Source organism: Gillisia sp. Hel1_33_143 (genome assembly GCF_900104765.1).
Taxonomy (GTDB): domain Bacteria; phylum Bacteroidota; class Bacteroidia; order Flavobacteriales; family Flavobacteriaceae; genus Gillisia.
On the sequence record NZ_LT629737.1, the window covers coordinates 1,483,372 to 1,505,139 of the forward strand.

Annotated in this window: 33 protein-coding genes; 31 read left to right on the top strand and 2 right to left on the bottom strand. The window is 37.0% G+C overall.

What is annotated here, in order from left to right:
• Together BLT84_RS06650 and BLT84_RS06655 are read right to left on the bottom strand one after the other, a co-directional pair.
• Positions 1-1,458, bottom strand: a complete 1,458-nt coding sequence (locus BLT84_RS06650) for a SusD/RagB family nutrient-binding outer membrane lipoprotein (protein ID WP_091263740.1) — start codon at positions 1,456-1,458, stop codon at positions 1-3.
• Between the two features lie 10 nt (positions 1,459-1,468).
• The gene (locus BLT84_RS06655) at positions 1,469-4,756 is read right to left on the bottom strand and encodes a SusC/RagA family TonB-linked outer membrane protein (protein WP_091263742.1); all 3,288 of its coding nucleotides are present in this window, start codon (positions 4,754-4,756) and stop codon (positions 1,469-1,471) included.
• A 397-nt stretch (positions 4,757-5,153) separates the two neighbouring features.
• On the opposite strand from BLT84_RS06655, the gene rpsL reads away from it, so the two are divergent.
• The 31 genes from rpsL (at position 5,154) to BLT84_RS06810 (ending at position 21,761) form a co-directional block, all read left to right on the top strand.
• Positions 5,154-5,528: a 30S ribosomal protein S12 gene (gene rpsL, locus BLT84_RS06660; RefSeq protein WP_006795815.1), complete on the top strand. Its 375-nt coding sequence runs from the start codon at positions 5,154-5,156 to the stop codon at positions 5,526-5,528.
• A 23-nt stretch (positions 5,529-5,551) separates the two neighbouring features.
• Positions 5,552-6,028: a 30S ribosomal protein S7 gene (gene rpsG, locus BLT84_RS06665; protein ID WP_034889278.1), complete on the top strand. Its 477-nt coding sequence runs from the start codon at positions 5,552-5,554 to the stop codon at positions 6,026-6,028.
• 5 nt (positions 6,029-6,033) lie between these two features.
• On the top strand, positions 6,034-8,145 hold the full coding sequence (gene fusA / locus BLT84_RS06670; protein ID WP_034889280.1) for an elongation factor G: 2,112 nt from the start codon (positions 6,034-6,036) through the stop codon (positions 8,143-8,145).
• Positions 8,146-8,155: 10 nt separating this feature from the next.
• Entirely contained in the window at positions 8,156-8,461 is a 306-nt protein-coding gene (gene rpsJ / locus BLT84_RS06675; protein WP_010230113.1) for a 30S ribosomal protein S10, read from the top strand.
• 180 nt (positions 8,462-8,641) lie between these two features.
• Positions 8,642-9,253, top strand: coding sequence for a 50S ribosomal protein L3 (gene rplC / locus BLT84_RS06680; protein ID WP_034889282.1), 612 nt, complete (start codon positions 8,642-8,644; stop codon positions 9,251-9,253).
• Complete coding sequence (gene rplD, locus BLT84_RS06685; RefSeq protein ID WP_034889284.1) at positions 9,253-9,882, top strand: 50S ribosomal protein L4; 630 nt, start codon at positions 9,253-9,255, stop codon at positions 9,880-9,882. Before rplC ends, rplD begins: the two co-directional genes overlap by 1 nt.
• A gap of 5 nt (positions 9,883-9,887) precedes the next feature.
• Positions 9,888-10,178 (top strand): 50S ribosomal protein L23, encoded by a 291-nt coding sequence (gene rplW / locus BLT84_RS06690; RefSeq protein ID WP_034889286.1) that lies wholly within the window; start codon positions 9,888-9,890, stop codon positions 10,176-10,178.
• 9 nt (positions 10,179-10,187) lie between these two features.
• Positions 10,188-11,015: a 50S ribosomal protein L2 gene (rplB, locus tag BLT84_RS06695; protein WP_091263744.1), complete on the top strand. Its 828-nt coding sequence runs from the start codon at positions 10,188-10,190 to the stop codon at positions 11,013-11,015.
• A 6-nt stretch (positions 11,016-11,021) separates the two neighbouring features.
• On the top strand, positions 11,022-11,300 hold the full coding sequence (gene rpsS / locus BLT84_RS06700) for a 30S ribosomal protein S19 (RefSeq protein ID WP_034889290.1): 279 nt from the start codon (positions 11,022-11,024) through the stop codon (positions 11,298-11,300).
• Between the two features lie 8 nt (positions 11,301-11,308).
• Positions 11,309-11,716, top strand: coding sequence for a 50S ribosomal protein L22 (rplV, locus tag BLT84_RS06705; protein WP_034889292.1), 408 nt, complete (start codon positions 11,309-11,311; stop codon positions 11,714-11,716).
• 4 nt (positions 11,717-11,720) lie between these two features.
• Positions 11,721-12,446, top strand: coding sequence for a 30S ribosomal protein S3 (gene rpsC, locus BLT84_RS06710; RefSeq protein WP_034889294.1), 726 nt, complete (start codon positions 11,721-11,723; stop codon positions 12,444-12,446).
• 19 nt (positions 12,447-12,465) lie between these two features.
• Complete coding sequence (rplP, locus tag BLT84_RS06715) at positions 12,466-12,885, top strand: 50S ribosomal protein L16 (protein WP_034889295.1); 420 nt, start codon at positions 12,466-12,468, stop codon at positions 12,883-12,885.
• A gap of 12 nt (positions 12,886-12,897) precedes the next feature.
• The gene (gene rpmC, locus BLT84_RS06720; protein WP_034889297.1) at positions 12,898-13,089 is read left to right on the top strand and encodes a 50S ribosomal protein L29; all 192 of its coding nucleotides are present in this window, start codon (positions 12,898-12,900) and stop codon (positions 13,087-13,089) included.
• A gap of 18 nt (positions 13,090-13,107) precedes the next feature.
• Positions 13,108-13,365 carry a 30S ribosomal protein S17 gene (gene rpsQ, locus BLT84_RS06725; RefSeq protein WP_006988541.1) on the top strand — a complete coding sequence of 86 codons (258 nt, stop codon included), beginning with the start codon at positions 13,108-13,110 and terminating at the stop codon, positions 13,363-13,365.
• Between the two features lies 1 nt (position 13,366).
• Positions 13,367-13,735 (top strand): 50S ribosomal protein L14, encoded by a 369-nt coding sequence (rplN, locus tag BLT84_RS06730; RefSeq protein WP_034889299.1) that lies wholly within the window; start codon positions 13,367-13,369, stop codon positions 13,733-13,735.
• A 12-nt stretch (positions 13,736-13,747) separates the two neighbouring features.
• Positions 13,748-14,059, top strand: a complete 312-nt coding sequence (rplX, locus tag BLT84_RS06735; protein ID WP_034889301.1) for a 50S ribosomal protein L24 — start codon at positions 13,748-13,750, stop codon at positions 14,057-14,059.
• Between the two features lie 2 nt (positions 14,060-14,061).
• Positions 14,062-14,613 carry a 50S ribosomal protein L5 gene (gene rplE, locus BLT84_RS06740; protein ID WP_034889303.1) on the top strand — a complete coding sequence of 184 codons (552 nt, stop codon included), beginning with the start codon at positions 14,062-14,064 and terminating at the stop codon, positions 14,611-14,613.
• A gap of 2 nt (positions 14,614-14,615) precedes the next feature.
• A complete protein-coding gene (rpsN, locus tag BLT84_RS06745; protein WP_034889305.1) occupies positions 14,616-14,885 on the top strand; it encodes a 30S ribosomal protein S14 in 270 nt (89 codons plus the stop codon).
• A gap of 70 nt (positions 14,886-14,955) precedes the next feature.
• The gene (gene rpsH / locus BLT84_RS06750; protein ID WP_034889307.1) at positions 14,956-15,354 is read left to right on the top strand and encodes a 30S ribosomal protein S8; all 399 of its coding nucleotides are present in this window, start codon (positions 14,956-14,958) and stop codon (positions 15,352-15,354) included.
• Positions 15,355-15,372: 18 nt separating this feature from the next.
• A complete protein-coding gene (gene rplF / locus BLT84_RS06755; RefSeq protein WP_034889309.1) occupies positions 15,373-15,915 on the top strand; it encodes a 50S ribosomal protein L6 in 543 nt (180 codons plus the stop codon).
• Between the two features lie 13 nt (positions 15,916-15,928).
• Entirely contained in the window at positions 15,929-16,285 is a 357-nt protein-coding gene (gene rplR / locus BLT84_RS06760) for a 50S ribosomal protein L18 (RefSeq protein WP_034889311.1), read from the top strand.
• Positions 16,286-16,291: 6 nt separating this feature from the next.
• The gene (gene rpsE / locus BLT84_RS06765) at positions 16,292-16,816 is read left to right on the top strand and encodes a 30S ribosomal protein S5 (RefSeq protein ID WP_034889313.1); all 525 of its coding nucleotides are present in this window, start codon (positions 16,292-16,294) and stop codon (positions 16,814-16,816) included.
• A 12-nt stretch (positions 16,817-16,828) separates the two neighbouring features.
• Positions 16,829-17,011, top strand: a complete 183-nt coding sequence (gene rpmD, locus BLT84_RS06770; RefSeq protein WP_034889315.1) for a 50S ribosomal protein L30 — start codon at positions 16,829-16,831, stop codon at positions 17,009-17,011.
• An 8-nt stretch (positions 17,012-17,019) separates the two neighbouring features.
• A complete protein-coding gene (rplO, locus tag BLT84_RS06775; RefSeq protein ID WP_034889317.1) occupies positions 17,020-17,472 on the top strand; it encodes a 50S ribosomal protein L15 in 453 nt (150 codons plus the stop codon).
• A 10-nt stretch (positions 17,473-17,482) separates the two neighbouring features.
• A complete protein-coding gene (secY, locus tag BLT84_RS06780; protein WP_034889319.1) occupies positions 17,483-18,820 on the top strand; it encodes a preprotein translocase subunit SecY in 1,338 nt (445 codons plus the stop codon).
• Between the two features lie 2 nt (positions 18,821-18,822).
• Positions 18,823-19,038, top strand: coding sequence for a translation initiation factor IF-1 (infA, locus tag BLT84_RS06785; RefSeq protein WP_006988529.1), 216 nt, complete (start codon positions 18,823-18,825; stop codon positions 19,036-19,038).
• Between the two features lie 119 nt (positions 19,039-19,157).
• Positions 19,158-19,274, top strand: a complete 117-nt coding sequence (gene ykgO / locus BLT84_RS06790) for a type B 50S ribosomal protein L36 (RefSeq protein ID WP_073370549.1) — start codon at positions 19,158-19,160, stop codon at positions 19,272-19,274.
• 2 nt (positions 19,275-19,276) lie between these two features.
• Positions 19,277-19,651, top strand: coding sequence for a 30S ribosomal protein S13 (gene rpsM, locus BLT84_RS06795; protein WP_034889321.1), 375 nt, complete (start codon positions 19,277-19,279; stop codon positions 19,649-19,651).
• Between the two features lie 8 nt (positions 19,652-19,659).
• Entirely contained in the window at positions 19,660-20,052 is a 393-nt protein-coding gene (rpsK, locus tag BLT84_RS06800) for a 30S ribosomal protein S11 (protein ID WP_034889323.1), read from the top strand.
• Between the two features lie 90 nt (positions 20,053-20,142).
• A complete protein-coding gene (gene rpsD, locus BLT84_RS06805) occupies positions 20,143-20,748 on the top strand; it encodes a 30S ribosomal protein S4 (RefSeq protein WP_034889325.1) in 606 nt (201 codons plus the stop codon).
• Between the two features lie 20 nt (positions 20,749-20,768).
• Complete coding sequence (locus BLT84_RS06810; RefSeq protein WP_034889328.1) at positions 20,769-21,761, top strand: DNA-directed RNA polymerase subunit alpha; 993 nt, start codon at positions 20,769-20,771, stop codon at positions 21,759-21,761.
• Positions 21,762-21,768 lie beyond the last annotated feature (7 nt).

Genomic DNA, 21,768 nt, shown 5'->3' on the forward strand with positions numbered 1-21,768 from the left:
TTACTCAGTACCACCATCATAAGTTGATTGGTCTGGGCTAGATACATCCCAGAAAACTGGAGTTTGTGCATCATCACCACCAATAGCTGTAGCAGCATCAATGTAATTAGCATTGTTCAAGTTTTGCTCATCTACAGGATATGTATATCTAAGAGGAACAAATGTTCCGCTATCTGTTGGTAAATTCAATGCAGGTGCATCATATAATCTCCAAACAGACCATCCTTGGAATGGGTTGTCAAACATTGCAATCCAGTATTGAGTTGCATATTGTTCAACAGAACCATCATAAGCTACAGAAGATTGTCCAAGATAAGCGTCTATAGCATCGCTTGAAATTCCCCAGTACTCTAAAGATGCAGTGATAGCAGCGTTGTAATGAGATTCTGCATCTCCACCAACGTTGTATCCAAGATCTGCCGCTTTAGAAAGGTTGAATTCAACCTCTGCGTAGTCTATTAATATTCCCTCTCTAGTAGGATCTAAGAATGGATCTCCAATATGGGTAAAAGACCCAAAGTTGTTACTTCCACCATAATCACCACCAACATATCCACCAGCGATGTTCTCATCAAAGTAAACTTCTCTTCTTGGATCTTCAAGAGCGTTCATGTAATCTACAATAGTTTCTGAAGCTAAGAAATCTGAACGACCACTCTGTACAAAATCTTCCCAAAGTGGGTTTGTGTTTGGATCGTTAGACTGATACTCTAAAGTTACGTTATCATCGTTAGATGTTAAAACTCCATCAGCAACTGCAGATTCTACAGTGGATTGAGAAAGACTTGGGTTTACATCTGCAAGTCTCATTCCTAATCTAAGTTTAAGGGAGTTGGCAAATTTTACCCATTTACCCATATCTCCTTTAAAGATAACATCTGCACTAGTGTACCCTTGTCCAGCGTTAAGTAAAGCATTTACGCTATTTAATCTTGAAACAAGATCTTCGTAGATTGCCATATCATCATCAAACTTAGGCTGAGGAAAAGCATCTGCTTGAACTGCTTCAGTGTAAGGGATATCTCCAAAAGAATCCACTAAAACATGCCATGCGTAAACTTCAACTACTTCTAGTTGACCTAAACGTGCATCAATTTCTGCTTGTTCAAGTTCTCCGTTTTCTCTTACTACTCTTTTAGCATCCTGAAGATCAAAGATCACATCTCTGTAAAATTCTGACCATACTGCATCTGGATTTTGACGAGCTGTAAAATCATAATTTGGTTCATCTAAGTACGTAGTAGTAGTTAGATATTGCCCGAAGAATCTAAATAAAGGTTCGTTAACGTTTGGGCTAGCCATATAATCCTCTAGACTTACCGTAGCATTCGTGAATAAAAAGTCTGAAGCTACCTCTGTTGGATTTTTAGGATCCCTGTTATAATTCTCATATTTCTCATCACTCTGACAGGACCAAAGCATTGCGAGCGCTGAAACAGCAACAATATATTTTTTCATATTTTTTTAATTAAAAGTTAAGTTTAACACTTGCACCAATCTCTCTCATTGTTGGATAAGCACCAGACTGATATCCTTGTACGTTTCCAGAACTTAAACCAGCTTCAGGATCAGAGTAAGGAATGTTCTTGTCTATGATCCAAAGGTTACGTCCAATTAATGCGATAGAACCGCTAGTAAATGGAGTTGAATCTAAGATCTTATCTCCAAAAGTATAGGTTACGTTCGCTTCTCTTAATTTTACGAATCCAGCGTCATACACATGCTCTGCACTAGGAGCTCTAGCGTACCCGTAAGGGTTTGCATATGTAGAAGCATCTGCTCTAACAGTGTTTGGAGAAGTATTAGTTACTTGGTAAGATCCATCAGGATTAAATGTAACCTGTCCTTGAACTCCGTCTAAAAGAACTCCACCAGAATTAGCAGCGTATGTTCCATCTTCATTTCTAACTACAGCATCTCTTACAGGATTACCTAAGTTATTGTCACCTACACTACTTGCATAGATACCAGTTGCTCTACCATACCAAGAATCAAGAGAGAAAATATCTCCACCTTTTTGGATATCGATTAGGAATCCTAAAGATAGGTTCTTGTATGCTAAAGTGTTTTGAATACCTCCAGTCCAATCTGGTTGGAAATCTCCGATAATGTAGTTTGAATTTGGAGTTTTTACGTAGTAACCATTAGCGTTAATTAATTTATTTCCGTCATTGTCATAAACAAAGTCAGAACCTCTAATAGTACCGTAAGGTTGTCCAGGAACAGCGTTAATAGAAATTCCACCTTGAGGAGAAGCTAATTGAAGGTTATCAATACCATCTGTTAACTCAAGTACAGTACTTTCGTTTTTAGCCCAGTTGATAGTCATATTCCAGTTAAAGTTCTCTGTTCTAATTGGGTTAAGGTTTAAAGAAACTTCAAAACCTTTGTTCTCAATAGTACCTGCGTTCAACAATTTAGAAGTAAATCCTGTTGCAGTAGAAACTGGTACCGGAGTAATTTGATCTTCAGTTTGGTTGTTGTAGTAAGATACATCAAATCCAACTCTTCTGTTGAAGAAATCTGCCTCTAAACCAAATTCGTAAGAATTAGTACGCTCAGGTTTTAAAGCTGGATTCTTTAAACTTCCGTTGTTACTCGCTACACCTGCACCATCAAAAGGAGCATATACAGTGTAAGTATTAAATACATTGTAAGGATCTGTGTCATTACCAACTTCAGCGTAGTTAGCTCTTAATTTCGCAAAGTTTAACCACTCTCCATCAATAATGTTAGAAAGGATAATACTTGTAGAAACAGAAGGGTAATAGAATACGTTATTATTGTCCTCTATAGGAAGCGTAGAAGAACGGTCTCTACGGATAGTTCCTTCTAGGTAGTAAGTATTTAAATATCCTACTCCACCTCTTGCATAGATACCATCTAACATTCTTGTGTTTTCGTACTCTAATGGAGGATTCATTGGGCTTGCACTGTTGCTTAAAGCGTAGAAACCTGGAGCGTTAAGACCACCATTTGTGGATGCTCTAATAGAATTTCTATCATTTCTTCTTAAGTTGAAACCAATGTTACCATCTAAGTTAAGATCTTCTGTAATGTCCTTGTTAATGTTAAGGATAAGATCATAGTTATATTCTGCAGCTCTGTTGTTGTAACGCTCGTATTTAGCGATATCTGCACTTCCTACGTTAATTCTTTCTTCTTGAAGTTCATCATAAGTATCAAAAGAGAATCTACCTAATAAGCTAAATACATCGTTGAATTCATAAGAAAGGTTTACGTTTCCAAAATATCTTGTACGAGTATCAGTTTGATAGTTTTCGTAGAATGTCCAGTAAGGGTTGTCTGAATATATTGGGGATAGGTCACTTGGACTGTTTGGGTTCCATGTAATGTTCTCTCCAGTAGCTTCATAAGCTCTTCTTTGTTCTTGCCAGTCTACGTTGGTTTGAAACCATTGTCTAAATTGTTGCATGATGTTTAAAGAACTGTATCCAGTACCATAACGACCTTTACCATTTGTTTTAGTAAAAGTAATGTTGGTTTGAGCGCTAAATTTATCTGTGAAATCGTGAGATCCACTAAATTTCAATGTATTTCTCTTAATGTTAGAGTTAGGTAAGTTACCTTCTTGATTTAAGTGAGTTCCACTAATTCTAAAAGAACTCTTGTCTGTTCCACCATCTAAAGCTACAGAGCTTATTGCAGTAAAACCAGTTTGCCAGATCGAGTTTGGATCATTAGCTCCTGCAACCCAAGGAGTTGCTTGCTGGTAGGTATCCAATTGTGGATAAATAGAATTCCACTGGTAGATGTTTCTGTTTGGGTCAAAAGCTGCACCAAAAGAAGCATCTTCAGTAAATGGAGTAGACTCATCTAAGATACCATCACCATCTACATCGTATAGGTTGAAATATCCATCTTCAGAATCATAATATGGTCCGTATCCAGCACCATATTGTTTTTGATATTCAGGAAGTGTTTCCATATCTGCATTGCTCACAGTAAGTGAAGATTGTACAGATACTCCAATTCCTTTTCCTTTTTTACCTTTTTTAGTCTCAATAATTACAACACCGTTAGCTGCTCTTGCTCCGTATAATGCAGTTGCCGCAGCACCTTTTAATACGTTAATAGATGCAATGTCATTCGGGTTGATATCTGAAGCAGCGTTACCATAATCGTAACCACCTCCACCACCACGTTGTGTAGCGTCGTTGGTGTTTATGTTACTAACAGGAGTACCGTCAATAACGAAAAGAGCTTGGTTGTCTCCAGTTAAAGAAGAACTACCACGAATTACAACGTTGGTAGAACCACCCATTGTTCCAGAGCTTTTAACGTTTAGACCTGCAACTTTACCAGAAAGAGAGTTTACAAAGTTTTGACTTGGATTGTCTGAAACTTCATCACCACTAACTTCTTGTGTGGCATAACCAAGAGACTTTTTCTCTCTTTTAATACCCAAGGCGGTAACAACTACCTCATCTAGTTGAGCAGAATCTGCTTCTAGAGTTACATCTACAGTTGCTGAATCTCCAACAGGATACTCTGCTTTTTTCAATCCGATGAAAGAGAAAACCAATACATCACCTCTAGAGGCCTGGATTGAGTAATTTCCGTCAAAATCAGACTGAACACCATTAGTTGTACCTTTTACAATAATGTTCACACCCGGAATCGGAACTCCGGATTCATCGACAACGGTACCCGTTATCGGTTGTTGCTGTGCAAAGGTTACTTGCACAACAAACGCTAGTAATAGCGTCAAAATTTTACTAAATTTTGTTTTCATTGTTAATTTGTTTTGAATTAGCCAGTTCCAAAAGTCCTAATAAAAGGCATAGTATGCAAACTAATGCACTAAAAATATTAAATTAGGATTAAAATATTGTTAATAATATTCTTTATTATACTCTACTACAACCGCTTATCTCAATAAATAGGGTTGGAGCTCTAAAATTATTTAACATATTGGCGATTAAGATTCTCTCTAAATGTTAAATATATTTGCGGAATTGCTATTGTTAATCTCATAATTGCACCTTCTTTTAGGAATGAATAATGTAAATAAGACAAGGCTACTGAAAATAAACACCTTAACATTTGAATTATTAGTTTTTATTGCTACCTTTGCAGACCCTAAAAAGTAGGGAAGGTAATTTTTAACAATAATTAGTGTAAAAGAAATTATGCCAACAATTTCACAATTAGTACGAAAAGGAAGAGCCAAAATAACCAAGAAGAGTAAATCGGCTGCTTTAGATTCGTGCCCTCAAAGAAGAGGTGTTTGTACGCGTGTTTATACCACTACTCCTAAGAAACCAAACTCTGCAATGCGTAAAGTTGCAAGGGTAAGGTTAACTAACGGAAAAGAGGTGAACGCATACATCCCTGGAGAAGGACACAATCTACAAGAGCACTCGATAGTATTGGTTAGAGGTGGAAGGGTAAAAGATTTGCCAGGAGTTAGATATCACATCGTTCGTGGTGCCTTAGATACCGCAGGTGTTGCAGGTAGAACTCAGCGTAGATCTAAATACGGAGCAAAACGCCCTAAGAAGTAATTAAAAACTTTTAATGTAAAGACATGAGAAAAAGACAGGCAAAAAAACGGCCTCTTTTACCAGATCCAAAATTTAATGATCAGTTAGTAACTCGTTTTGTTAACATGATGATGTGGGATGGTAAAAAATCGGTTTCCTTTAAAGTTTTCTACGATGCAATTGCAATAGTAGATGAGAAAAAACAAGATGAAGAGAAAACCGCTCTAGAAATTTGGAAAGATGCACTTTCTAATGTAATGCCACATGTTGAGGTGAGAAGCCGTCGTGTAGGTGGTGCAACATTTCAAATTCCAATGCAAATTAGACCAGATCGTAAAGTTTCAACTGCAATGAAGTGGTTGATCTCTTATTCGAGAAAACGTAACGAAAAATCTATGGCTCAGAGATTGGCTGGAGAGATTATTGCGGCGTCTAAAGAAGAAGGTGCTGCCGTTAAAAAACGTGTAGACACTCATAAAATGGCTGAAGCTAACAAAGCATTCTCTCACTTTAGATTCTAAAAAAAATGGCACAAAGAGATTTAAAATTCACAAGAAATATAGGTATTGCTGCGCATATTGATGCAGGTAAAACCACTACAACAGAACGTGTATTGTTCTACACCGGAGTTAGTCACAAGATTGGAGAAGTTCATGACGGTGCAGCAACTATGGACTGGATGGAGCAAGAGCAGGAAAGAGGTATTACAATTACTTCTGCTGCTACTCACTGTAAGTGGATGTATCGCGATCAGGAATATACTGTAAATATTATTGATACTCCAGGTCACGTAGATTTTACCGTAGAGGTAGAGCGTTCTTTACGTGTACTTGATGGTATGGTAGCTTTATTCAGTGCGGTTGATGGTGTTGAGCCACAATCTGAAACTGTATGGAGACAAGCAGATAAATATAGAGTACCACGTTTAGGATTTGTAAACAAAATGGACCGTCAGGGATCTGACTTCTTTAATGTTTGTAATCAAGTAAGAGAAATGCTAGGTGGAAACCCAGTGCCTCTTCAAATTCCTATTGGTGAAGAAAATGATTTTAAAGGTGTTGTAGATTTAATATCTAAAACAGCTCTTGTTTGGAATGAAGAAGATTTTGGAATGACCTATGAAACCATAGATATTCCAGCTGAATTGATGGATGATGTAAACAAGTACAGAACTTTATTGGTGGAAGCAGTAGCAGAATATGATGAAGCTTTAATGGAGAAATTCTTTGAAGACGAAAGTTCTATTACTGAAGATGAGATTATTGCTGCTCTTAGAGCTGCAACTATCGATATGTCTATTATTCCAATGATGTGTGGTTCTGCATTTAAGAACAAAGGTGTTCAAATGATGTTAGATGCGGTTATGCGTTACCTTCCATCTCCTGTAGATATTGATGCTATTATTGGTGTTAATCCAGATACAGAAGAAGAAGAGTCTCGTAAGCCTCATGTAGATTCTCCATTCTCTGCTTTAGCTTTTAAAATTGCTACAGATCCTTTCGTAGGTCGTTTAGCTTTCTTTAGAGTGTATTCTGGTGCTTTAGATGCAGGTTCTTACGTATTGAACAATCGTTCAGGTAAGAAAGAACGTATCTCTCGTATCTATCAGATGCATGCTAATAAGCAAGAGCCCATAGATAGAATTGAAGCTGGAGATATTGGAGCTGCAGTTGGTTTTAAAGATATTAAAACTGGAGATTCTCTTACAGATGAGAAACACCCAATTACTTTAGAATCTATGTCTTTCCCTAACCCGGTAATTGGTATTGCTGTAGAGCCTAAGACCAAAGCCGATGTTGATAAGATGGGTATGGCTTTAGCTAAATTAGCTGAAGAGGATCCAACTTTCCAAGTTAAGACAGATGAAGCTTCTGGACAAACTATTATCTCTGGAATGGGTGAATTACACCTTGAAATTCTTGTAGATCGTTTGAAAAGAGAATTCAAAGTAGAAGTTAATGAGGGTCAACCTCAAGTTGAATACAAGGAAACTATTACTAGAAGTGCAGATCATAGAGAAACTTATAAAAAGCAATCTGGTGGTCGTGGTAAATTTGGTGATATCGTTTTTGAAATGTCTCCTGCAGATGAGGACTTTAAAGGTCCAGGTCTTCAGTTTGTAGACGAAGTAAAAGGTGGACGTATTCCTAAAGAATTTATTCCTTCAGTAGAGAAAGGATTTAAAGAAGCTATGAAATCTGGTCCATTAGCTGGATTTAAGATGGATAGTTTGAAAGTTATCTTAAAAGATGGATCTTTCCACCCTGTGGATTCTGATCAACTTTCTTTCGAATTGGCTGCAAAAATGGGATATAAAGTTGCTGCTAAAAAAGCCGGAGCTGTTATTCTTGAGCCAATCATGAAAGTAGAAGTTGTTACTCCAGAAGAAAACATGGGAGATATCGTAGGTGACCTTAACAGAAGAAGAGGGCAGGTAAACGATATGTCAGACAGATCTGGTGCTAAAGTTATTAAAGCAGAAGTGCCGCTTTCAGAAATGTTTGGATATGTTACTACATTAAGAACATTATCTTCAGGTAGAGCAACCTCTACAATGGAATTTTCTCATTATGCTGAAACTCCTTCCAATGTTTCGGAAAGTGTTATAAAAGCAGCTAAGGGTACATCAAACGAATAATATTAGGGATATGAGTCAGAAAATCAGAATAAAACTAAAATCCTACGATCATAACTTGGTAGACAAGTCTGCAGAGAAGATCGTAAAGACCGTAAAAACTACGGGTGCTGTAGTAACGGGGCCAATCCCTTTACCTACTCACAAAAAAATATTTACTGTATTGCGTTCTCCTCACGTGAATAAAAAAGCGAGAGAACAATTTCAATTAAGCTCTTATAAAAGATTGTTGGACATCTATAGTTCATCATCTAAAACTATTGATGCTTTAATGAAATTGGAATTACCAAGCGGAGTAGAAGTAGAGATTAAAGTGTGATAAATGTTTTATCAATACTTCTTAATTGAGGAAAAGATAATAGATTTTAGCATGAAAGCTTAAGCTTTCAATACATGTCCTGAGCGATTGGCGAGGGAAAAACGGAGAAAAATACATTCAGGATTGGAGTATTTTCAATCCTGAATATTTTTAATAAATAATTTAATTTAATTAATAATTATGTCTGGGTTAATAGGAAAAAAAATAGGCATGACCAGCATTTTTGACGAGAACGGGAAAAATATTCCTTGTACCGTTATTCAAGCTGGACCATGTGTTATCACCCAAGTCAGAACCAATGAGGTTGACGGGTACGAAGCACTTCAACTTGGTTTCGATGACAAAAAGACTGCTAATAAGGCTGCCACTGGGCACGCTAAAAAGGCCGGTTCTGCAGCAATGCGTAAAGTCGTTGAATTCCAAGGATTTGAAGGAGAATACAAATTAGGAGACTCTATTACTGTTGATCAATTCGTGGAAGGCGAATTTGTTGACATTGCTGGTATCAGTAAAGGTAAAGGTTTTCAAGGTGTTGTAAAAAGACACGGTTTTGGTGGTGTAGGTCAAGCTACTCACGGACAACATAACCGTTTAAGAGCTCCAGGTTCTATTGGTGCAGCGTCATATCCTGCAAGAGTATTTAAGGGTATGCGTATGGCCGGTCGTATGGGAGGTGAAAAAGTGAAAGTAGAAAACTTAAGAGTTTTAAAAGTAGTTGCAGATAAAAATCTACTTGTTGTAAAAGGATGTGTTCCTGGTCACAAAAACTCATATGTAATCATTCAGAAGTAATGGAAGTAGCAGTTTTAGATATTAAAGGAAAAGAAACAGGTAGAAAGGTTAGTCTTTCTGACTCTGTTTTTGCAATAGAACCTAATAATCACGCAGTATATCTTGATGTAAAGCAATACTTGGCTAATCAACGCCAAGGAACGCATAAAGCAAAAGAGCGTGCGGAGATTACAGGAAGTACTCGTAAGATTAAGAAACAAAAAGGTACAGGTACTGCTCGTGCAGGAAGTATTAAATCTCCAGTTTTTAGAGGTGGAGGTAGAGTTTTTGGACCACGTCCAAGAAATTACGGGTTTAAATTGAACAAGAACCTTAAAAGATTGGCAAGAAAATCTGCTCTTTCTTTAAAGGCAAATGATAAGAATATTATCGTAGTAGAAGATTTTCAATTTGATACACCAAAAACCAAAAACTTCATCGATGTTTTGAAAGGTTTAGGGGTAGATAAGAAAAAATCTCTTATAGTCTTGGGTGACGCGAATAAAAATGTATATTTGTCGTCACGCAATTTAAAAGGCACCGAAGTTGTAAGTAGCTCAGAATTAAGCACTTACAAAATACTTAACGCAACAAGTCTTGTGTTTATGGAGGGTTCTTTAGAAGGAATTGAGTCGAATTTAAGTAAATAAATGCTATGAGTATCTTAATAAAACCTATTATTACAGAAAAAGCAACTGCAGATAGTGAGTTAATTAACCGCTATTCTTTCGTTGTTAATAATAAGGCGAATAAGATTGAAATCAAGAATGCAGTAGAATCTGCTTATGGTGTTTCAGTTACTAAAGTTCGCACAATTAATGTCCGTCCAGATCGTAAATCCCGTTTTACAAAAACAGGAGTGATCACTGGTAAAACAAGTGCTTATAAAAAAGCATATGTACAGGTGGCGGAAGGTGAAACTATTGATTTATACAGTAATCTTTAAGATTAAACAATGTCAGTTAGAAAATTAAAACCAATCACCCCTGGTCAGCGTTTTAGAGTAGTTAATGGTTTTGACGCCATTACTACTGATAAGCCGGAGAAGAGTTTAATAGCTCCGATTAAAAAATCAGGTGGTAGAAACAGTCAAGGAAAAATGACCATGCGCTATAAAGGTGGTGGTCACAAAAGACGTTACAGAGTAATAGACTTTAAGCGCGATAAGCATGGTATTCCTGCTACTGTTGCGACTATAGAATATGACCCGAACAGAACTGCTTTTATTGCACTTTTGAATTATCAAGATGGTGAAAAAAGATATGTTGTAGCTCAAAATGGATTGCAGGTAGGTCAGAACATCGTTTCTGACGCTGAATCTGCAGCACCGGAAATTGGAAATGCTATGCCTTTGAGCAGCATTCCATTGGGTACTATTATTTCTTGTATTGAATTACGTCCTGGACAAGGAGCTGTTATGGCTCGTAGTGCTGGAGCTTTTGCTCAATTAGTAGCAAGAGAAGGGAAGTATGCTACAATTAAACTTCCTTCTGGGGAGATCAGAAGAGTTCTTGTGACTTGTGTTGCAACTATCGGTGCTATTTCAAATAGCGATCACCAACTTATCGTTTCTGGTAAGGCTGGTAGAAGTAGATGGTTGGGAAGAAGACCAAGAACAAGACCGGTTGCGATGAACCCTGTAGATCACCCAATGGGTGGTGGTGAAGGTCGTGCATCTGGAGGTCACCCACGTTCTAGAAAAGGTTTACCTGCTAAAGGATTCAGAACCAGATCTAAAACAAAAGCGAGTAATAAATATATTGTAGAACGTAGAAAGAAATAATAAGATATGGCACGTTCATTAAAAAAGGGACCTTACGTTCACTATAAGTTAGATAAAAAGATTTCTCAAAACGTAGAATCTGGTAAAAAAGCAGTTATCAAGACATGGTCTAGAGCTTCTATGATTACACCAGATTTCGTTGGGCAAACTATTGCAGTTCATAACGGAAAACAATTTGTTCCTGTTTATGTTACTGAAAATATGGTAGGTCATAAATTAGGAGAGTTCTCACCAACAAGATCTTTTAGAGGTCACGTAGGTGCGAAAAACAAAGGTAAAAGATAATTGAAGCTATGGGAGTTCGTAAAAGAGAAAAAGCAGAGCAAACTAAGGAAGCTAAAAAGCAGATAGCATTTGCAAAACTGAATAACTGCCCTAGTTCGCCAAGAAAAATGCGACTAGTTGCAGATTTAGTACGAGGTGAACAAGTAGAGAGAGCGCTTCATATTTTAAAATTTAGCTCTAAGGATGCATCTCGCAAATTAGAAAAGTTATTACTTTCTGCGATTGCTAACTGGCAAGCTAAAAATGAAGATGCAAGTATCGAAGATGCTGAATTATTCGTAAAAGAAATACGCGTAGACGGTGGAAGTATGTTGAAGAGACTTCGTCCTGCCCCACAAGGTCGCGCTCACAGAATTAGAAAACGTTCCAACCACGTTACATTAGTGCTTGGAGACAACAATAATACACAAAGCTAAGAGTATGGGACAGAAAACAAATCCAATCGGGAATCGCCTTGGTATCATTAGAGGATGGGAATCCAACTGGTACGGAGGAAATGACTACGGCGATAAATTAGCCGAAGACGATAAGATTAGAAAATACATCCATGCTCGTTTATCAAAAGCGAGTGTATCTAGAGTGATCATTGAGCGTACTCTAAAACTTGTAACCGTTACTATCACTACTGCTAGACCTGGTATCATTATCGGGAAAGGTGGACAAGAGGTAGACAAGTTAAAAGAAGAGCTTAAGAAGATCACAGACAAGGAAGTTCAAATCAACATCTTTGAAATTAAAAGACCTGAGTTGGATGCGCATTTAGTAGCTTCTAGTGTTGCAAGACAAATTGAGAATCGTATCTCTTACCGTCGTGCAATTAAGATGGCTATTGCTGCAGCAATGAGAATGAATGCTGAAGGTATCAAAATTCAAATCTCTGGTAGATTGAATGGTGCTGAAATGGCTCGTTCAGAAGGTTATAAAGATGGAAGAATTCCATTGTCAACTTTTAGAGCCGATATTGATTATGCTTTAGTTGAGGCGCACACTACTTATGGTAGATTGGGTGTTAAAGTGTGGATCATGAAAGGTGAGGTTTACGGTAAAAGAGAACTTTCACCGCTTGTTGGCATGGCTAAGAAGCAAGGTGGAAAAACCGGAGGAGCCGCACGAGGTGGTAACAACAAATCACGTCGTAGAAAGTAATTTTTTAAAGTAAAGAAAAATGTTACAGCCTAAAAGAACAAAATATCGCAAAATGCAAAAGGGCCGTATGAAAGGTGTTTCTCAAAGAGGACACAGACTTTCAAACGGTACATTTGGGATTAAGTCATTAGACTCAAATTTCCTTACTGCACGTCAAATTGAAGCAGCGCGTATTGCCGCGACTCGTTATATGAAAAGAGAAGGTTCATTGTGGATTAAAATATTTCCAGATAAGCCTATTACAAAGAAACCTCTTGAAGTACGTATGGGTAAAGGTAAAGGTGCCGTAGAATATTGGGCAGCAGTTGTAAAACCAGGAAGAATCCTTTTCGAAATAGGAGGGGTACCTTACGATGTTGCAAAAGAGGCGTTACGTCTTGCAGCTCAAAAGCTTCCGGTTAAAACTAAGTTTATTGTAGCTAGAGATTTCGAAGCTTAATTAAGACACGTTATGAAACAATCAGAAGTAAGAGAATTATCTGTAGCTGAATTACAAGAAGAACTTGGTAAAACAAGAAAGGCATATGCAGATTTAAAAATGGCTCACGCAGTATCGCCATTAGAGAACCCAATACAGTTACGTACTGTAAGAAGATCTATAGCGAGATTAGCTACGGAGTTAACTAAAAGAGAACAACAATAAGTGTTATTCTGCTGAAAGATGGAAAAAAGAAATTTAAGAAAAGAACGTATAGGTGTAGTTACCAGTAATAAAATGCAGAAATCCATAGTGGTTGCTGAAGTTAAAAAGGTAAAACACCCTATGTATGGAAAGTTCGTTTTAAAAACGAAGAAATACGTAGCACACGACGAGACAAATGACTGCAACATTGGAGATACAGTAAAAATAATGGAAACACGTCCATTGAGTAAATCTAAATGTTGGAGATTAGTAGAAATTATAGAAAGAGCTAAATAAGATGGTACAACAAGAGTCTAGATTAAAAGTAGCAGACAATACCGGGGCAAAAGAAGTTTTGACCATTCGTGTATTAGGGGGTACAAAAAGAAGATACGCTTCTGTTGGAGACAAAATAGTTGTCAGTGTAAAAGAAGCTACACCTAATGGAAACATTAAAAAAGGTGCAGTTTCTACGGCAGTTGTTGTTCGTACCAAAAAAGAAGTGCGTAGACCAGACGGATCATATATCCGTTTTGATGATAACGCATGTGTTCTTTTGAATCCGGCTGGAGAAATGCGCGGTACTCGTGTATTTGGACCAGTAGCAAGAGAACTTCGTGATAAACAATTCATGAAGATTGTATCATTAGCACCAGAGGTGCTTTAATACATACATAAGATGACAAAGCTTAAAATAAAATCTGGAGATACCGTAAGAGTGAATGCTGGAGACCATAAAGGTCAAGAAGGTAAAGTTCAGAAGGTTCTTCGTGAGAAAAATAAAGCAATTGTGGAAGGTGTTAATATGGTTTCTAAACATGAGAAGCCAAGCGCATCTAATCCACAAGGAGGAATAGTAAAAAAGGAAGCACCAGTTCATATTTCTAATTTATCTCTAGTAGATAAAAAAGGAGACACTACACGTGTAGGTTATAGAACGGAAGATGGTAAGAAGGTGAGATTTTCCAAAAAATCTAATGAAGTAATATAGTTATGGCATACGTACCAAGACTTAAACAAGAATATAGAGATAAAATTATCTCTTCTCTTACAGAAGAATTCAGTTACTCTAACGTAATGCAGGTTCCAAAACTACAAAAGATAGTTTTAAGCCGCGGAGTTGGAGCAGCTGTAGCAGACAAAAAATTGATCGATCATGCAGTTGATGAACTAACTGCAATTACCGGTCAAAAAGCCGTATCTACAATGTCTAAGAAAGATGTTGCTTCATTTAAATTACGTAAAGGGATGCCAATTGGTGCCAAAGTTACGTTACGTGGAGATAGAATGTATGAATTCTTAGATCGTTTAATCACTTCAGCGCTACCTCGTGTACGTGACTTTAGTGGTATTAAAGCTACTGGTTTTGATGGTAGAGGAAATTACAATTTAGGTATTACAGAGCAAATTATATTCCCTGAGATCGATATCGATAAGGTGAATAGAATTAGCGGTATGGATATTACCTTTGTAACTTCTGCTCCTACAGATAAAGAAGCAAAATCATTGTTAACTGAACTAGGATTACCTTTTAAAAAGAATTAATTATGGCTAAAGAATCAATGAAAGCCCGTGAGGTGAAGAGACAAGAAACGGTAAAGAAATATGCTGAAAAACGTGAGGCTTTAAAAGCAGCTGGCGATTTTGAAGGTTTACAGAAATTACCAAAGAATGCCTCTCCAGTTCGTTTGCACAACCGTTGTAAATTAACCGGAAGACCTAAAGGGTATATGAGACAATTTGGTGTTTCTCGTGTTATGTTCAGAGAAATGGCAAATCAGGGATTAATTCCAGGTGTAAGAAAAGCAAGTTGGTAAATTTATAAATAGGTTTTAGGTTCGTCCCGGTAATTACCGGGTTCGAAAACCATTACCGCAAATCAAGTATATGACTACAGATCCTATTGCAGATTATTTAACAAGAATTAGAAACGCCGTAGCTGCCAACCACCGTGTTGTTGAGATACCGGCTTCTAATCTTAAAAAGGAGATCACTAAAATATTATTCGATCAAGGATATATTCTTAGTTACAAATTTGAAGATAATTCCACACAAGGAATTATTAAAATAGCTCTTAAGTATGACAAATTAACTAAAGAGCCAGTAATAAAAGAAATTCAACGAATAAGTAAACCCGGTTTACGTAAGTATGCTGGAGCTAACGAGCTACCTAGAATCTTAAACGGTCTTGGAGTTGCTATTGTTTCTACTTCTCACGGAGTAATGACAGGGAAGCAAGCCAAAGCTGAAAAAGTTGGTGGTGAAGTGTTGTGTTACGTTTACTAATACTTAAAGACTTAAGAAATGTCAAGAATAGGTAAAAGCCCAATCACAATTCCAGATGGCGTTACAGTAGACGTAAAGGACGGGATAGTGACGGTTAAAGGAAAATTAGGAGAGTTAAAACAAGAATTTAGCGATATCGAGATCAAGATCGAAGATGGAGTTATTACATTCGAGCGTTTCTCTGACAAGAAAGACCAGAAATCAAAACACGGTTTATACCGTGCGTTGGTAAATAATATGATTGAAGGAGTTTCAAATGGCTTTAGTAAGCAATTGGAATTGGTAGGTGTAGGTTATCGTGCATCTAACCAGGGAAATAAATTGGATTTAGCAATTGGATTCTCTCACAATATTGTATTTGAAGTGGCTCCAGAGGTTACTGTGGAAACAGTTTCAGATAAGGGTAAAAACCCAATCGTGAAATTAACTTCACATGATAAGCAATTGGTAGGCCAGATAGCATCTAAAATTCGTTCCTTCAGAGCTCCAGAGCCTTACAAAGGAAAAGGAATTAAGTTTGTAGGAGAACAATTAAGAAGAAAAGCAGGTAAATCAGCTTAATAAGAGTTTAGATATGGCATTTTCAAAACAAGATAGAAGAAATAAGATTAAGAAGAGGATTCGTAAGGACATTACGGGTACCCAAAGTCGTCCAAGATTGGCAGTATTTAGAAGTAATAAAGAAATTTATGCTCAGATAGTTGACGATGTGGAAGGAAAAACTTTGGTTGCAGCTTCTTCTAGAGATAAAGACGTGTCATCAGCAGAAGGCAATAAAATCGACAAAGCTACTTTAGTCGGAAAAAGCCTTGCTGAAAGAGCGCTAAAAGCCGGAATAGAAACTATTTCTTTTGATAGAGGTGGTTATTTATATCACGGAAGAGTTAAATCATTGGCAGATGGTGCCCGTGAAGGCGGACTAAAATTCTAATAAGATATGTATCAAGATTATAAAAATGTAGAACTTGTAAAGCCAGCCGGTCTTGAATTGAAAGATCGTTTGGTGGGAGTACAACGTGTTACAAAAGTTACTAAGGGTGGTAGAGCATTTGGTTTTTCTGCTATTGTAGTAGTAGGTGATGAAAACGGAGTTGTTGGTCAAGGTTTAGGTAAATCTAAAGAGGTTGCCGATGCTATTGCTAAAGCCGTGGAAGACGCAAAGAAAAACTTAGTGAGAATTCCTTTGAATAAAGGAACGATACCTCATGAGCAAAAAGGTAAATACGGAGGAGCAAGAATTTTGCTTATACCAGCAGCTACCGGTACTGGAGTTATAGCAGGTGGAGCAATTCGTGCCGTATTAGAATCTGTAGGAGTACATGATGTACTTTCTAAGAATCAAGGTTCTTCTAACCCTCATAACGTAGTTAAAGCCACTTTTGATGCATTATTGCAATTAAGAAGTGCTCAAACTGTAGCTAAGCAACGCGGAGTTACATTAGATAAAGTATTTAAAGGTTAATTCAAGGATAAAATGGGAAAGATAAAAGTAACACAGGTTAAAAGTGCGATCAAACGTACAGCAAACCAAAAACGTACTTTGGAAGCACTTGGTCTTAGAAAACTAAACCAAACTGTAGAGCACGAAAACACACCAAATATCCTTGGTATGGTAAATAAAGTTTCACACTTAGTTTCTTTTGAAGAAACAAAATAATAAATCACATGGATTTAAGTAACTTAAAACCTGCAGAAGGTTCAGTTCAAAGTAACAGCAAGCGTGTAGGACGTGGAGAAGGATCCGGTAAAGGTGGTACTGCCACTCGTGGTCACAAAGGTGCAAAATCTCGCTCTGGTTACTCAAAGAAGATTGGTTTTGAAGGTGGGCAAATGCCACTTCAAAGACGTGTACCGAAGTTTGGTTTTACAAACAGAAATCGTAAAGTATACCAAGGGATCAACTTAGATACCTTACAAACACTTGTAGATAATGGAAACGTAACAGATTCTGTTGATATGAATGTTTTGGTAGAAAACGGTCTTGTTAGAAAAAACGAGCAAGTTAAGATATTAGGTAGAGGAGAATTAAAAGCAAAGTTGAAAATATCTGTTCATAAATTTACTGCCTCAGCAAAGGATGCTATAGAAGCTGCCGGAGGTGAAGTAGTTACTTTATAATAGATAAACTATGAAATTTATCAATACTATTAAGAATATCTGGAAAATCGAGGAACTAAAAAATAGAATTTTAGTTACCCTAGGTCTATTGTTAGTTTACAGGTTTGGAGCCCAGGTTGTATTACCTGGGATCGATGCTGCACAGTTATCGAATCTTGCCAGTCAAACCGATAGTGGACTTTTGGGTCTTCTTAATGCCTTTACAGGAGGAGCATTTTCAAATGCTTCCGTATTCGCATTAGGGATCATGCCTTATATTTCTGCTTCTATCGTAGTGCAGTTAATGGGAATTGCGGTTCCTTACCTGCAAAAGCTTCAAAAAGAAGGAGAGAGTGGAAGAAGAAGAATTAATCAAATTACAAGATGGTTAACTATTGCAATTACCTTGGTTCAAGGTCCTGGTTATATCTATAACCTTTTTGCTACATTACCTCAAAGTGCATTCTTATTAGGGGATAACATTACCTTCATAGTTTCTTCAGTAATTATACTTACAACAGGTACCATCTTCGCGATGTGGCTTGGGGAGCGTATTACAGATAAAGGAATTGGTAACGGAATCTCATTATTAATTATGGTTGGTATCATCGCTCGTTTGCCTTTGGCTTTCGTTCAAGAATTCGCATCTCGCGTATTTGAATCTAACGGTGGTTTGATAATGATCTTAATAGAATTGGTGATTTGGTTTGCTATTATCTTTGCGTCTATCATGCTAGTAATGGCAGTAAGACAGATTCCAGTACAATATGCAAGAAGAAGTGCAACTGGTGGGTATGAGAAGAATGTATTTGGATCAAGACAGTATATTCCTCTTAAATTAAACGCATCTGGGGTAATGCCTATCATCTTTGCTCAGGCAATTATGTTTATTCCGGCAGCCGTTGCAGGTTTATCTGATGGGGAAACCTCTCAGGGGATCGCAGCTGCTTTCAGTAATATCTTCGGGTTCTGGTATAACCTTGTATTTGCTTTGTTAATCATTGTATTTACATACTTCTATACGGCTATAACAGTTCCAACTAATAAAATGGCAGATGATCTTAAGAGAAGTGGTGGTTTTATTCCAGGGATTCGTCCAGGAGGAGAAACTGCAGAATTTCTTGATAGAGTAATGTCTCAAATTACCCTTCCAGGGTCAGTTTTCCTAGCATTGATTGCAGTGTTCCCTGCTATCGTAATGCAATTGTTGGGTGTGCAGCAAAGTTGGGCATTGTTCTTTGGAGGTACTTCACTATTAATTTTAGTGGGGGTTGCGATTGATACTATGCAACAGGTAAACTCATATTTGCTTAATAGGCATTATGATGGCTTGATGAAAACAGGTAAAAATAGAAAAGCAGTAGCGTAACTATGGCAAAACAATCAGCAATAGAACAAGATGGTACTATAATCGAAGCGTTGTCTAATGCAATGTTTCGAGTAGAACTTGAAAACGGTCACGTTGTGACAGCTCATATCTCTGGAAAGATGCGTATGCATTACATTAAATTGTTACCAGGAGATAAAGTAAAATTGGAAATGAGCCCTTATGATTTATCTAAGGCTCGAATAACATACAGATACTAAAAACAAATTCAGGTAATTGCAAAATTTTTAATACTTTTGCAGTCTGAAAAATTTGTGATAGTAAAATGCTTAATCGCGGTTTTATTAATTACGATTAGGAAATACATAAACCTATAGAGATGAAAGTTAGAGCATCAGTTAAAAAAAGGAGTGCCGAGTGCAAGATTGTGCGAAGAAAAGGCAGACTTTACGTTATTAACAAAAAGAATCCTAGATTTAAACAAAGACAAGGCTAATTATGGCAAGAATTGCAGGGGTTGATATACCAAAACAAAAGCGAGGAGTTATAGCGTTAACCTATATCTTCGGAATTGGCAAAAGCAGATCTCAAGAGATCTTGAAAGAAGCCAAGGTAGATGAGAGCACCAAAGTTTCAGATTGGTCCGATGATGAAATCGGAAGAATTCGTGAAGCTGTGGGAACTTATAAAATTGAAGGTGAACTACGTTCAGAAGTACAAATGAGCATTAAACGTCTTATGGATATAGGATGTTACCGTGGTGTTCGTCATAGATCAGGACTTCCATTAAGAGGTCAACGTACCAAGAACAATTCACGTACCAGAAAAGGTAGAAGAAAAACAGTTGCTAATAAGAAGAAAGCAACTAAATAATAAGTAAGATGGCAAAAACTCAAAAAGCAGCTCAAAAGAAACGTAAAGTAATCGTTGAGTCTAATGGAGAAGCGCATGTTACTGCTTCTTTTAACAATATCATTATTTCTTTAACCAACAAAAAAGGAGATTTAATCTCTTGGTCTTCTGCCGGTAAAATGGGCTTTAGAGGGTCTAAGAAGAATACTCCTTACGCTGCACAATTAGCTGCAGAAGATTGTTCTAAAGTAGCTCATGAAGCTGGTTTGCGTAAAGTTAAGGTGTTTGTTAAAGGACCAGGAAATGGTAGAGAATCTGCAATCCGTTCTATTCACAATGCAGGAATTGAAGTAACAGAAATTATTGATGTTACTCCATTACCGCACAACGGATGTAGACCTCCAAAAAGACGTAGAGTTTAATTATTAAGTATAAACAAAGAAAGCACTATAGATTATCGAAGGACAGTGACCTTAATTCATAATCGCTTTTTTTTTTAAAAACAATTTTCAATGGCAAGATATACTGGTCCAAAGACTAAGATAGCACGTAAATTTGGCGAGGCTATATTCGGAGACGATAAGTCTTTCGAAAAAAGAAACTATCCTCCGGGACAACACGGTAATAACCGTAGAAGAGGGAAAAAATCTGAATATGCAATCCAATTAATGGAGAAGCAAAAGGCTAAATATACTTATGGTGTATTAGAGCGTCAATTCAGAAACATGTTTGAAAAAGCTACACGTTCACAAGGTATTACCGGTGAAGTACTTTTACAATTATGTGAGTCTCGTTTGGATAATGTTGTTTACAGAATGGGAATTTCTCCATCAAGACCTGGTGCGAGACAATTGGTTTCTCACAGACACATTACTGTAAACGGTGAAGTGATGAATATTCCTTCTTACCAGTTAAAGCCTGGAGATGTTGTAGGGGTAAGAGAAAAATCAAAATCTTTGGATGCAATTCAAAGTTCACTTTCTAATTCAAGTGCTACTTACGAGTGGATCACTTGGAACAATGATACTAAATTGGGAACTTATGTTTCCGTTCCTGGAAGAGTTCAAATTCCAGAAAATATAAATGAACAATTCATCGTCGAATTATATTCGAAATAATAATTCACAGAAGTCGTAATATGGCAATACTAAATTTTCAGAAGCCCGATAAAGTTATAATGATTGATTCAACCGATTTCGAAGGGAAATTTGAATTTCGCCCTTTGGAACCAGGATATGGATTGACTGTTGGTAACGCTTTAAGAAGAGTACTGTTATCATCATTAGAAGGATTTGCAATAACTTCAGTTCGCATTGAAGGTGTTGATCATGAATTCTCTACAATCCCTGGCGTGGTAGAAGATGTAACAGAAATTATATTGAACCTGAAACAAGTAAGGTTTAAAAGGCAAATTGATGAAATAGACAATGAAGCCGTTACAATTTCTGTTTCCGGTCAAGAACAGCTTACTGCTGGTCATTTCCAGAAATTTATCTCAGGTTTTCAAATTCTAAATCCAGATTTAGTTATTTGTAATTTAGATAAAAAAGTAAGTTTCAATATGGAGCTTACTGTGGAAAAAGGAAGAGGTTATGTTCCTGCAGAAGAGAACAAAAAAGCCAATGCTCCTTTAGGAACTATCTTTACAGATTCGGTATATACACCAATAAAAAATGTAAAGTATAGTATAGAGAATTACCGTGTTGAACAAAAAACCGATTATGAGAAATTGGTATTTGAGATCAGCAGTGATGGTTCTATTCATCCTAAGGATGCCTTAACTGAGGCAGCTAAAACCTTGATACACCACTTTATGTTGTTCTCTGATGAGCGTATAACTCTAGAGGCTGATGAAATTGCGCAAACTGAAACTTATGATGAAGAATCCCTTCATATGAGACAGTTGCTTAAAACCAAATTGGTAGATATGGATCTTTCTGTTAGAGCACTTAACTGTTTAAAGGCAGCTGAAGTTGATACCTTGGGAGATTTAGTATCTTACAATAAAAATGACTTAATGAAGTTCCGTAACTTCGGTAAGAAATCTTTAACCGAGCTTGAAGAGCTTGTGAATAATAAAGGTTTAAACTTTGGTATGGATCTATCAAAATATAAATTGGATAAAGACTAGTTTCCAG

Coding starts and splice junctions, on each gene's coding strand:
- BLT84_RS06650 (WP_091263740.1), bottom strand. CDS start 1,458: ATGAAAAAATATATTGTTGCTGTTTCAGCGCTCGCAATGCTTTGGTCC.
- BLT84_RS06655 (WP_091263742.1), bottom strand. CDS start 4,756: ATGAAAACAAAATTTAGTAAAATTTTGACGCTATTACTAGCGTTTGTT.
- rpsL (WP_006795815.1), top strand. CDS start 5,154: ATGCCAACAATTTCACAATTAGTACGAAAAGGAAGAGCCAAAATAACC.
- rpsG (WP_034889278.1), top strand. CDS start 5,552: ATGAGAAAAAGACAGGCAAAAAAACGGCCTCTTTTACCAGATCCAAAA.
- fusA (WP_034889280.1), top strand. CDS start 6,034: ATGGCACAAAGAGATTTAAAATTCACAAGAAATATAGGTATTGCTGCG.
- rpsJ (WP_010230113.1), top strand. CDS start 8,156: ATGAGTCAGAAAATCAGAATAAAACTAAAATCCTACGATCATAACTTG.
- rplC (WP_034889282.1), top strand. CDS start 8,642: ATGTCTGGGTTAATAGGAAAAAAAATAGGCATGACCAGCATTTTTGAC.
- rplD (WP_034889284.1), top strand. CDS start 9,253: ATGGAAGTAGCAGTTTTAGATATTAAAGGAAAAGAAACAGGTAGAAAG.
- rplW (WP_034889286.1), top strand. CDS start 9,888: ATGAGTATCTTAATAAAACCTATTATTACAGAAAAAGCAACTGCAGAT.
- rplB (WP_091263744.1), top strand. CDS start 10,188: ATGTCAGTTAGAAAATTAAAACCAATCACCCCTGGTCAGCGTTTTAGA.
- rpsS (WP_034889290.1), top strand. CDS start 11,022: ATGGCACGTTCATTAAAAAAGGGACCTTACGTTCACTATAAGTTAGAT.
- rplV (WP_034889292.1), top strand. CDS start 11,309: ATGGGAGTTCGTAAAAGAGAAAAAGCAGAGCAAACTAAGGAAGCTAAA.
- rpsC (WP_034889294.1), top strand. CDS start 11,721: ATGGGACAGAAAACAAATCCAATCGGGAATCGCCTTGGTATCATTAGA.
- rplP (WP_034889295.1), top strand. CDS start 12,466: ATGTTACAGCCTAAAAGAACAAAATATCGCAAAATGCAAAAGGGCCGT.
- rpmC (WP_034889297.1), top strand. CDS start 12,898: ATGAAACAATCAGAAGTAAGAGAATTATCTGTAGCTGAATTACAAGAA.
- rpsQ (WP_006988541.1), top strand. CDS start 13,108: ATGGAAAAAAGAAATTTAAGAAAAGAACGTATAGGTGTAGTTACCAGT.
- rplN (WP_034889299.1), top strand. CDS start 13,367: ATGGTACAACAAGAGTCTAGATTAAAAGTAGCAGACAATACCGGGGCA.
- rplX (WP_034889301.1), top strand. CDS start 13,748: ATGACAAAGCTTAAAATAAAATCTGGAGATACCGTAAGAGTGAATGCT.
- rplE (WP_034889303.1), top strand. CDS start 14,062: ATGGCATACGTACCAAGACTTAAACAAGAATATAGAGATAAAATTATC.
- rpsN (WP_034889305.1), top strand. CDS start 14,616: ATGGCTAAAGAATCAATGAAAGCCCGTGAGGTGAAGAGACAAGAAACG.
- rpsH (WP_034889307.1), top strand. CDS start 14,956: ATGACTACAGATCCTATTGCAGATTATTTAACAAGAATTAGAAACGCC.
- rplF (WP_034889309.1), top strand. CDS start 15,373: ATGTCAAGAATAGGTAAAAGCCCAATCACAATTCCAGATGGCGTTACA.
- rplR (WP_034889311.1), top strand. CDS start 15,929: ATGGCATTTTCAAAACAAGATAGAAGAAATAAGATTAAGAAGAGGATT.
- rpsE (WP_034889313.1), top strand. CDS start 16,292: ATGTATCAAGATTATAAAAATGTAGAACTTGTAAAGCCAGCCGGTCTT.
- rpmD (WP_034889315.1), top strand. CDS start 16,829: ATGGGAAAGATAAAAGTAACACAGGTTAAAAGTGCGATCAAACGTACA.
- rplO (WP_034889317.1), top strand. CDS start 17,020: ATGGATTTAAGTAACTTAAAACCTGCAGAAGGTTCAGTTCAAAGTAAC.
- secY (WP_034889319.1), top strand. CDS start 17,483: ATGAAATTTATCAATACTATTAAGAATATCTGGAAAATCGAGGAACTA.
- infA (WP_006988529.1), top strand. CDS start 18,823: ATGGCAAAACAATCAGCAATAGAACAAGATGGTACTATAATCGAAGCG.
- ykgO (WP_073370549.1), top strand. CDS start 19,158: ATGAAAGTTAGAGCATCAGTTAAAAAAAGGAGTGCCGAGTGCAAGATT.
- rpsM (WP_034889321.1), top strand. CDS start 19,277: ATGGCAAGAATTGCAGGGGTTGATATACCAAAACAAAAGCGAGGAGTT.
- rpsK (WP_034889323.1), top strand. CDS start 19,660: ATGGCAAAAACTCAAAAAGCAGCTCAAAAGAAACGTAAAGTAATCGTT.
- rpsD (WP_034889325.1), top strand. CDS start 20,143: ATGGCAAGATATACTGGTCCAAAGACTAAGATAGCACGTAAATTTGGC.
- BLT84_RS06810 (WP_034889328.1), top strand. CDS start 20,769: ATGGCAATACTAAATTTTCAGAAGCCCGATAAAGTTATAATGATTGAT.